Here is an 11,129-nt window from a genome sequence, read left to right on the forward strand (position 1 = left end):
AGTCAAGAAACTATCTTGACGGAAAACCGAAAGGAAAAGAATATGAAATTATTTTCAAAAAATGCGCGCACCATAATATGTGCATCCGTTTTATGCGCCGGAATGCTTGTAAGCTGCGGTACTTCAGATATTGCTGCAGGTTTAAAAACGGAATCATCCGCAACAGAAGTTTCAGTAAATCAAAACTCTTTATCAGGTTCTCTGATTTATAAATACGCAAGCGTTGAAGAACCTGTAATTTCATCTGTTCCGTCCGATTCCTTTTCCGATAAAGCTGCGGTCGCCGCGATGTCTTGCGGCTCTGATGAAGTTCCGACTCCAGGAGTATTCAAAGAGGAAGTGGCAAAGCTTCCTGAAAAGGCAAGTACTTCAGTTCCATCCGGTGAATCGGATACATCTGTGAAAAAAACAACCGTAAATGAAACTGTAAAGGCAAATGTGAACCTTTGGCTGCGTTCTGATTGGACCTCGTCTGCGTCTTTGCTTGCTATATTATATAAAAGTGAAACAGCGGTAAGAATTGCCGTTTATTCAAACGGCTGGAGTGGCTTGAAAGCAGACGGTAAAGAAGTTTTTGTACAGACAAAATATCTTACAAAGATATCGGAAAACTCCGACGATCAGGTTACAAAAACTGCGGTAAATGAAACTGTAAAGGTGCTCACAAATGTATGGCTGCGTTCGGATATGACGCTTGAGCCTACTAAGATTACGGTTTTACATCAAGGGGAAACAATAAAAAGAATAACAGTATATTCGAATGGTTGGAGTGGTCTTTCATATAAAGGAACGGAAGTTTTCGTTAAAACTATATTCCTTGAAAAGTATGTAGCTATTGATACATCTGTTAAAACAGAAAAAACCGCTTCTTCCGGAACCGATAATAATATTTCTGTTAAGGAAGCCGACAAGGAAGAAACAAAACCGGAGGAAACTGTTACAAAATCAGAAGTAAATGAAAAGGTATACGCAAAAACGAACGTGTATATCCGTTCGGATAAATCTACGAATCCGGTTTATTATAGCATATTAAACACAGGTGAGAGTATAACGAGAATCGCGATATACTCCGACGGCTGGAGCGGTGTTTTATATAATGACAAAGAATGCTATATATTGTCGAAAAACCTTACGACAGAGAAAATATCAAACGGTCATTGGGAATATGCGCGTGAGGGACTTTCAATAAACATTGATAAAGTTGTCGAAAACGGAATTGTATATTTTGTTGCTCAGGTGTATACAGCAAATCCCGGTGATGATATAAATACAATGCTTGCCGGTGGCTCATACTCAAAGTGTTTTAATACTAAAGAAAAAACAAGCACAATGGCTAATAAAGCGGATGCAATATTTGCCGTAAACGGAGACGCGGTGGGCTTCAGACCGAGCGGAAGATATCGCAATCCGATAGTAATAAGAAACGGTCAGATTTTATACGATAAAAACAGCCTGCTTTGCGAAATGACAGCGATAACCGATGATGGAAGAATGCTGTTTTTCCGCGAAGGAGTAGATAATATAACCGCACAGCAAATGATAGATATGGGTGTCACCGATCTCTTCTGGTTTGAGGGAGCGGTGGTGAGAAATGGTGTCGATGTTTACGGAGACAACCTGTTCACATGGAAAAATCCTCAGACGGCATTTGGTCAGAAGGATCCGAACAACTGGATATTCATTGTGGTTGACGGACGCGGCTCAAATGGCAGCAGAGGTGTATGTTATGCGGGAATGGCTGATCTGATGATAAAATACGGCGCCGTTAACGCGGGACTGCTCGATGGCGGAGGAAGCACAGAAATGTGGTTCAACGGAATGGTACTCAACAAGCCGTCTGACGGCGGAGAGAGAAGCCTTTCCGATATAGTATACATAAAGAAATAAGAAAAAATTTAATTTCCCATACTGCAACATTATAAAGCTGTAAAAATAGCAATACCAGTTGAAATGAAGACCGCTTCATTTCAACTGGTATTTTTATAGCGTTATATAAAATTATAGAAAAATCCGAAATGAAATCAGGCAATGACAATTTCGGTTGTTGCCAGATAATCATATTGGTGTTAAAATATATAAAGAGCATAACTGTTGAATTTATGAATTCGGAGTTTTATATAAAACCGTTTGAATCAAATTTACAAGTGAAAATGTTCTTGTGTATAGCTTTTCTTTTTTTATACAACAATATTATATTATAACCGTCCAATAACAAAAGCCCCCGCTTTCCTAGATGAAAGCGGAAGGCTTTGCGTACAAGCTTATTTATTTGGCATCATGTTTAAGGGTATCTATATATTCAGGATACCGGTATTTGGCTTTTCACATCATATAAATAATAATTACCGGTGTTTAAACTTTGCTTCGTAATTTCAGCGCTTTCCAAATCATTGAAGTGCCACCATTCTGAAGCTAATGGTGTCATTCCCGCTTCGGTGCAATATTTCTGCAACAGCAAAGCGGGTTCATTTATTTTGTCGGATAGTATTGCTTTTCTCCATTCTGTGTCAGAACTGGATATTATGGGATTTTCAAAAATGACAGATGCGGAGCTTAATTCATGAATGTTTGTCGGCATTTCATATTCCTGATAGGATTCGATATGCGAATATATATAATCGCCCGTAATAGCGGTTACTTTATTTATTACTTTGCCAAGACCGGCATCAATGGCATACCCTTTCTGATGATTGGAGACCCCCCTTGCCATAAACCAACCCATTGACCAAGGCGGGGTATTGATTCCTGCATTGACATCTGCATCTGCAGCCGCCAACTGATTCAGACCGGAAACAACCAGCTGCTGAACATCATAGGGACGGAAACCTTCATAAATTATTATTGTATTTCCTTCTGCCAGCGCCGCTTGCTGTGCTGCACAGATTTTTAAAGCCATTGGATAAAGAACAGGAACGATATATTCTTCTCTGCCTAACCTTTGATTATAGCTATAGGCATCATAAAGCTTTTTTCCGGTAATATTCGGAATATCCTTTCCCGATGATTTCATTTCAGACGCAGAAGCATTATCAATATTGTAAATAATGGATGGTATTATATCAGGTAAATTAATAAAGCAATACTTGCGCATAACCCATCCGGTTACGGTATCGGTATTAATTTGCCACCATTCGCCAAATTCGTTTAAAATTTCAAACGCCTGACCGGAGATCAATGAACCGAGAACTGCTGAATCGATGGATGTATCTTCATAAATATTCAAACTGACAGACGCGTATCCACTTGCCCCGTTTATCGGTAATTCAAATTCTCCTCCAGAATACAAATAATCAATATATTCTTTTTCCACCGCTATATCGCTTTCGTATGTTGATAAAGTTGATGTATTTGTATCCGGTTGAATGAAACTTAAATCATCAAGCGGAGAGATTGTTTTATCGAAAGCTAAACAATCGTTTAGGGATTGTTTTACTGTTTGCTGACAAGCGGAAAAAAAGAATGTTTCAAATAATACCGCAAATATTACAAAAATTATCCTTATTCTTATTCTCATATCAAGCTACCCCAAAAGATTAGAAATATATGGGATCAACAGTTTAATCAGATATAGCATTATAAGATGTACAGGATAGAAAATATAAAAGAACCATGTAATGAACTTAGATTTCTTTCCTCGCTCACCATTATACAACGCTAAAACCGGAATGGCAAGGAAAATACCAAGCTGATACCAATGAGGATATCCCTTGTGAGACGGTCCGAAATTTATATATGTAGGAATGAGATGACAGATAACTCCAACTGTACAAAATCCGAGCATTTGTTTTTTGAAGTCACCGTAGAACAGACCAAATACAACAATCCAAAGTACGGCAACGTAATTCCAGTTTGCGGTAACAGATAAAGCACAGCACAAGGCTAAAACAAATAATTTTACAACAAAGTGAAGCCTATCACTCTTAACTGCGGTAAGTGCAATTAATCCAAGCGCAAGTCCCCATATTATACTGGTGGCTTGAAAGAATTTAAAACCGAAGTATAAATTGTATGGCAAATGCGATATAACGGCAAATATCAGAAGACGTGTGATATATTTCTTTATGTTTGAAGTGTGATGATAACCTTCGGCTATCATATAACACATTATCGGAGCGGCAATACGTCCGGGAATATGAAGAATAAGCCCGATCAGAGTATTGTGTGATATAAAGCCGGTGACAACATGATCGAAGAACATAGCAATAATAGCTATGATTTTTAATTGGTTAGAGTTAAAACTCCATTTTTTCATTATCTATATCCTGTGTTATTTCATATCATGATTTTTAAGCTTGTTAGGTTATAAATGTTTTCAGAGGCTATTATAATCGGATTGATTATAACAGAAAAACGTGAATATTTCAACTATCATTTTAGTTTTTATAAATTCGTCAGCTGGATATGGAATCAGTGAAAAATTTCGCTTTTATATAAGTTCAGTATCGTTTTTAAAAGAATAGAATGTTTTGTTTGAATTGAAATTTTGTAAATATATGATATAATATAAAAAATACAACCGAATAAAGTAGTGAATAAAGAGGAAATTGAAAAGTTTAATAAATATATATTTAATTGATTTGATGAGCATATTATGTTATATTCGGAATATACTAAGATATATATATATTAAATAATGGTAGATTACAATACTAGCGGCACCGGATTAACAAAAGCTCAAGAACAGCAAATGATTAGTCGAGCAGCAAGCACATACAGTAATAAAGATTTACCGATGGTTCAAGTGTGGACAGATAAAGGTGTAATATTTGGAGGTAAAAAATATGAGATTTTGGTGCGAGTGCGGTGAAGTATTATCAAATTCACAAAACCCTGATATTGATTTTATGATATATTCGGATAAAGAATGGTTAAGTATAGTCGAGGATGAGGGAATTACCAATCCATTACTTATTCCTTATCCATAACATACAGCATGGCTATGCCCTAAGTGTAAAAGGATTCATATTTGGAAAACAGGTTCAACAGAACGTGTAGCTTTATATGAGTTTGTTAAAACTAAATAATAAACACATCTCCATTATCATTAACGTTGTTAGGCGTTAGAAAAAATGCCAGCGCTCATAATAAACTCTGAACCAACACTAAATCCAAAAATGCTGTTAAAATAGAAAAAGTCTTGATTCAATTAAAAATCAAGACTTTTTCCTGGTACGCCGTAAGGGATTCGAACCCCCGACCTTTTGGTTCGTAGCCAAACACTCTATCCAACTGAGCTAACGGCGCGTTTTTCGGAACCACTGTATGATATCACTTTTAGACCTGTTTGTCAAGGGCTTTTAGAAAAAAACTGATGAAAATGCCCAATATGCAAATTTCCAAAGCAAATTCCACAGTGGAATATATGGGCTTTTCTCTATTATAAACGATATAATTAAATCGCTATTTATATAATAAATACCGATTAAATTATAAAGCCGCGTATCTTATTATCAGGGGAGCCTTATTTAAAGGCTCCCCTGAAAACATATTACTTATAAAGCTCCGCGAGCTTTGTGAGTCTTTCATATTTTGCCTTGGAGTTTGCTTCCGCTTTGGAGAACAGTTCTGTGGCTCTTTCGGGGAACGCCTGTTGCAGACGGCTATAGCGTGTTTCGCTTTCGATGAAGTCGATATAGCTTCCGGTCGGTTCCTTGCTGTCAAGCGTGAAGGGAGATTTGCCTTCGGCTTTGAGAGAAGGATTGAACCTGAACAGTTGCCAATATCCGGCTTCGACGGCGCGTTTCATTTCGCTTTGGCAGTTATTCATACCGCCCTTGATACCGTGCATTTCGCATGGAGAATATCCAATCACGATCGACGGACCCGGATAAGCTTCCGCTTCGGCAAGAGCTTTTATCGTCTGGTTCATATCTGCGCCCATAGCAATCTGCGCGACATAAACATAACCGTAGCTCATCGCAATCTGAGCGAGATCCTTTTTACCGATGGACTTGCCGGCTGCCGCAAACTGAGCGACCTGACCGATTTGGCTGGCCTTGGATGCCTGTCCGCCGGTGTTGGAATACACCTCAGTGTCGAAGATCATAATGTTGACGTTTTCACCGGATGCGATAACGTGATCAAGACCGCCGTATCCGATATCGTATGCCCATCCGTCGCCGCCGAAGATCCAGACAGATTTCTTTGAGAGATAATCCTTCTCATCGAGAATCTTCTTTTCAAGTGTGCAGCAATCGCATTCGTTCTTACATACATTTTCCTGAAGCATTGACACAAGAGCCTTGGTTGCGCCTTCGTTCTCTTTTCCGTTGTCTGCGGTATCGAGGAATTTTCTGAGAATGGCTTTCATTCCCTCGTCCTCGTATTTGGCTTCAAGCTCTTTTACATAACCAATCAACTTTTCACGAATGGTTTTTTGTCCGAGATAAATGCCGAGGCCATGCTCTGCATTGTCTTCGAAAAGGCTGTTTGCCCATGCCGGACCTTTTCCGCTTTCACGATTGACGGTATAAGGAGTGGCGGGCGCACTGCCGCCCCAAATGGAGCTGCATCCGGTCGCGTTGGAAATATACATTCTTTCGCCAAAGAGCTGTGTGATCAAGCGGGCATATGAGGTTTCGGCGCATCCTGCGCAGGAGCCTGAGAATTCGAGCAGCGGCTGATTGAACTGGCTGCCCTTGACGGTAGTCTCGGCAAACGGAAGTTCTTTCTTTGCTACCTTGGCAACTGCGTAATCAAACGCTGTCTGTTGATCCGCCTGGCTTTCCTGAGAAACCATTTTGAGAGCTCTCTTTTCAGGTTTAGTCGGGCAGATATTGACGCAGAGACCGCATCCCATGCAGTCGAGCGGGCTGATGGCAATGCTGAATTTATAGTTTTCGCATCCTTTTCCGATCATCTTTGCGGTAAACTTTGTGGATGCCGGAGCGTTTGCCGCTTCATTGGCGTCCATTGCAAAAGGACGGATCGTTGCGTGCGGGCAGACATACGAGCACTGATTGCACTGTATGCAGTTTTCAGGAATCCATTCCGGAACGTCAACGGCGACGCCGCGCTTTTCATATGCGGCCGCGCCCTGCGGGAATGTACCGTCCACATGATCGATAAATGCGGAAACAGGAAGGCTGTCGCCGTTCATCTTCGATACAGGAATTACAATGTTCTTTACGAATTTAACAAGCTCCGGACGGTTGCCTTCAACATTATCAACGCATTTATCAATAGCGATGGTCTTCCATGCTTCGGGAATATCAACCTTTACTATCGCATCTACGCCCGCGTCAATAGCCTTATAATTCATTTCAACGATCGCTTCGCCCTTCTTGAGATAGGACTTCTTTGCGGCGTATTTCATATAGTCAATAGCTTCCTTGATCGGCATGACATTTGCGAGTGCGAAGAAAGCTGACTGAAGAATCGTGTTTGTGCGTTTGCCCATTCCGATTTCACGTGCTTTATCAATTGCGTTGACGATATAGAATTTTACGTCGTTATTCGCGATATAGCGCTTTGCTTCAGCGGGCATATGCTTTTCAATCTCCTCAGGTGTCCACTGGCAGTTGAGCAGGAATGTGCCGCCGGGCTTTACATCGTTGACAATCTTATATCCCTTAATTATATAGGAGGGATTATGGCATGCGACGAAATTGGCCTTTGTGATATAGTAAGAGCTTTTAATGGGCTTGTCTCCGAATCTCAGGTGAGAGATCGTCACGCCGCCCGTCTTTTTGGAGTCATACTGGAAATAAGCCTGTATGAATTTTTCGGTATGATCGCCGATGATTTTTATTGAGTTCTTGTTTGCGCCGACGGTTCCGTCTCCGCCAAGCCCCCAGAACTTACAGGATATCGTGCTCTTCGCGCTTGTGTCAGGCGAGGGCTTTTCCTCGAGAGAAAGACCGGTGACGTCGTCTACGATTCCGATTGTGAAGTTTGTTTTCGGCTTTTCGGACTTGAGATTTTCAAAAACAGAGAATATGCTGGAGGGAGGAGTATCCTTTGAGCCAAGTCCATAACGTCCTCCGCAAATTTTTACATCGCTGCCGCAGGCGTTGAGAGCCGCGACAACATCAAGAAAGAGCGGTTCGCCGATTGCGCCCGGTTCTTTGGTTCTGTCAAGAACGGCGATCTTCTTCGCGGTCTTCGGAATAGCCTCAAAGAGCTTTTCCGAGACAAACGGACGGTATAGACGGACTTTTACAAGGCCGACCTTTTCGCCGGCAGCGAGCATATAGTCGATCACCTCTTCGGCGACGTCACATATGCTGCCCATAGCGATGATAACTCTGTCGGCATCCGGAGCGCCGTAATAGTTGAAGAGCTTATAATCTGTGCCGATGCGTTTATTTACCTGATTCATATAATCTTCCACTATTGCGGGAAGAGCCTGATAATATTTATTGCATGCTTCACGGTGCTGGAAGAAGATATCTCCGTTTTCGGCGGAGCCGCGGAGAATCGGATGCTCCGGGTTAAGAGCTCGCGCACGGAAAGCGCGGACCGCATCCTTATCTATCATTTCTTCAAGCTCGTTATAATCCCAAACTTCGATTTTCTGGATTTCGTGAGATGTACGGAATCCGTCGAAGAAGTTGATGAACGGAACTCTGCTTTTGATAGTGGAAAGGTGCGCGACAGCGCCGAGATCCATAACTTCCTGCGGATTTGATTCCGCAAGCATTGCATAACCCGTCTGACGGCATGCGTAAACGTCTGAATGGTCGCCAAATATATTAAGCGCATGAGAGGCAACGCATCTTGCTGAAACGTGAATTACGTTCGGAAGAAGCTCGCCGGCTATCTTATACATATTGGGGATCATAAGAAGCAGACCCTGAGAAGCGGTATAGGTCGTGGTTAGCGCGCCGGCTGCAAGGCTGCCGTGTACGGTTCCCGCGGCGCCGGCTTCGGACTGCATCTCCATGACTCTGACTTTTTCTCCGAAAATATTTTTGAGCCCGGTGGCGGACCATGAGTCGGTCAGCTCAGCCATGACGCTCGAAGGTGTGATCGGATATATGGAAGCAACTTCGGTAAAGGCGTAGCTTACGTGCGCCGCGGCCGTATTGCCGTCCATCGATATCTTTTTTCTAGACATTTAAAAATTCCTCCTGAAAAGCAATCATACTTTTTGCCATATATTCTATAATAACATTATTCCCGTCGAATGTAAATATCAGAACCGTAAAAAAACAAAAATTAAAAAAAATTAACCGAATATTTAACATTTTACAGAGGTTTTATGCTATTATTCGAACAGTATAATTTAACAGCCGTTTAATAACTCGGCAATTCAATGATTATTTGATTGGCGTTTTATAATAAATAACGTTCAGGCGGAAAGGCATAAGCAAAAATGAAAAAGCTCTTCATCGTCTGCATGGCGGTAATCATATTATTTTCTGTTTATTCATGTGAAAAGACAGCATCCTCACCGTCCTCCATGCCGTCCTCATCCGAAACAGGCTCGACTCCGGCAACAGGCCTGACCGTGTCGCCGCTTATTAAGATCGCACCGAAATCCGGTTCAACTGTTCCTTCTCTGCGCTTTTTTACAATGGAAAACGGAATATTATATCTCACGGCGTTGGATGACGGATATGTCGCCGGATATTTTGAGCTTAGTTCAAAGCTGATTGCGGACTGTGTCATTAAAAAGGCCGACGCGAAAAGCGACACACTCTTCAAAACATTTTCTACCGGAAATCGGAAAGCAATATCTGTTTTCGGAGACGAAATATTCATTTCCGACCTGATGGGAGACACATATCAGGCCATGGATATAGGCAAGGCGGTTAATTTGAAAAATGCTTTGCTTCGTGACGACACTCAGTTCATATATGAAAACGATTCATATATACTTACCGATCTTATTGATCTGCAGCTTGACAGAATTCTTGCAAGAAAAGCAAATCTCGCAAATTATGCCGCTCTGATGACGTTATCAGCCGATGAAAAAAAGGTCTATTACGCGACCGGCTCAGACGGTAATTATACCGGGTACGCGTATTTCGATTATGGAAACAGCGAGGTGATAGGCGTCGGCATAAAAAATATGGCCTTTAATAAATTTGATGAGATTGCTCCCGGACGTGTACTTCTGACCGAGGATAAGCTGTCCGAGACGGTTTATACTTATGTAAACCTCGATTCCGGCGACACGCGATCGATTACGATTCCTTCTTCAACGTTATATTACGGATATCGCGCCGATTCAAACGGAAAATTACTTGTGGCATACACTTCTTCGGACACGTCTCATTCCGGCGGAAATATTGATATATATTCATTTTCAGATTGCAGACGCATAGCTTCCGTCGAGCTTAATGAATATAAAACGAATCCGGATATAGCGCTTACGCTCGACGGCAGATATGTTATTTTTTCCCGCTGGTCGCTTGACAATGACGATAAAGAGGGGGAGCTTATCTGTTACATTGACCTTTTGAATTTGATCAAATAAAATATACGCGCCGACGCACATTGTACGTCGGCACGTTTTTTTATAACCAAAAAAACAGAAGCCTTTTCACGGATTTTTATGGGATTTTGTTTGATAATTTAATACATTGTATATAGCTCCTAGTTTTTATTCTTGACATCACAACTTTAATTGTGGACAAATCATAAAATTATACCGTAGGGTATTTGCAGAAACAATCTCTGTATTTTATTAATTCTCAAAAACATATACGACAGTAAGGAAAGCATGAAATACAATTATTTCAATCAATGGATACTAAATTCCAAAATCAATAATTTGAGTTCGAAAACAGCATTTTTTAATAGACATTAACACTACAAAGAACGAAACGGGTTACGAATAAAAGGCTATATAATAATTTAAGCTGCAGCATTAAAAGGCATCGTTTTTCAGTAATATAGTGGCTTGTTACGAAGTTGATTTGTTCGAAATGTTCCGTATAATCTCTATCGTTCGTTGTAGTGTTAATTAAAAATGCCCGCCTAAATAAGAGAAAAGCTTCTGGTATATTGTTTTTTTTCTTATAAATAAAATTATTAAATTGCTGTTCTAATAATTACCGTTTTGATAAATTTCTCTCAGGGCTGCTTTTGAAATGAAGCCCGGATTTTTATATAACCTTGACGGGATATTGCGTTATCCGGTAAAAGCTGCATTTTAAATCAAAATTATGTCAATAATAACG

The 11,129-nt window shown here is 40.7% G+C and carries 6 protein-coding genes and 1 tRNA gene; 3 read left to right on the forward strand and 4 right to left on the reverse strand.

The window, feature by feature from the left end:
- Positions 1 to 42: 42 nt before the first annotated feature.
- Entirely contained in the window at positions 43 to 1,887 is a 1,845-nt protein-coding gene (locus tag VB118_11730) for a phosphodiester glycosidase family protein (protein ID MEA4833268.1), read from the forward strand.
- Positions 1,888 to 2,299: 412 nt separating this feature from the next.
- Here VB118_11730 and VB118_11735 read toward each other — a convergent pair whose 3' ends face one another.
- On the reverse strand, positions 2,300 to 3,514 hold the full coding sequence (locus VB118_11735) for a M15 family metallopeptidase (GenBank protein MEA4833269.1): 1,215 nt from the start codon (positions 3,512 to 3,514) through the stop codon (positions 2,300 to 2,302).
- Between the two features lie 6 nt (positions 3,515 to 3,520).
- The gene (locus VB118_11740) at positions 3,521 to 4,252 is read right to left on the reverse strand and encodes a TraX family protein (protein MEA4833270.1); all 732 of its coding nucleotides are present in this window, start codon (positions 4,250 to 4,252) and stop codon (positions 3,521 to 3,523) included.
- Between the two features lie 529 nt (positions 4,253 to 4,781).
- Here VB118_11740 and VB118_11745 point away from each other — a divergent pair.
- Complete coding sequence (locus tag VB118_11745; protein MEA4833271.1) at positions 4,782 to 4,925, forward strand: hypothetical protein; 144 nt, start codon at positions 4,782 to 4,784, stop codon at positions 4,923 to 4,925.
- Between the two features lie 242 nt (positions 4,926 to 5,167).
- On the opposite strand, the gene VB118_11750 is transcribed toward VB118_11745, so the two are convergent.
- Positions 5,168 to 5,244, reverse strand: a tRNA-Arg gene (locus tag VB118_11750).
- A gap of 244 nt (positions 5,245 to 5,488) precedes the next feature.
- Positions 5,489 to 9,058: a pyruvate:ferredoxin (flavodoxin) oxidoreductase gene (gene nifJ, locus VB118_11755; protein MEA4833272.1), complete on the reverse strand. Its 3,570-nt coding sequence runs from the start codon at positions 9,056 to 9,058 to the stop codon at positions 5,489 to 5,491.
- 258 nt (positions 9,059 to 9,316) lie between these two features.
- On the opposite strand from nifJ, the gene VB118_11760 reads away from it, so the two are divergent.
- Complete coding sequence (locus tag VB118_11760) at positions 9,317 to 10,423, forward strand: hypothetical protein (GenBank protein MEA4833273.1); 1,107 nt, start codon at positions 9,317 to 9,319, stop codon at positions 10,421 to 10,423.
- Positions 10,424 to 11,129: the final 706 nt, after the last annotated feature.

The sequence above is a fragment of the Oscillospiraceae bacterium genome (genome assembly GCA_034925865.1).
Lineage (GTDB): Bacteria > Bacillota > Clostridia > Oscillospirales > SIG627 > SIG704.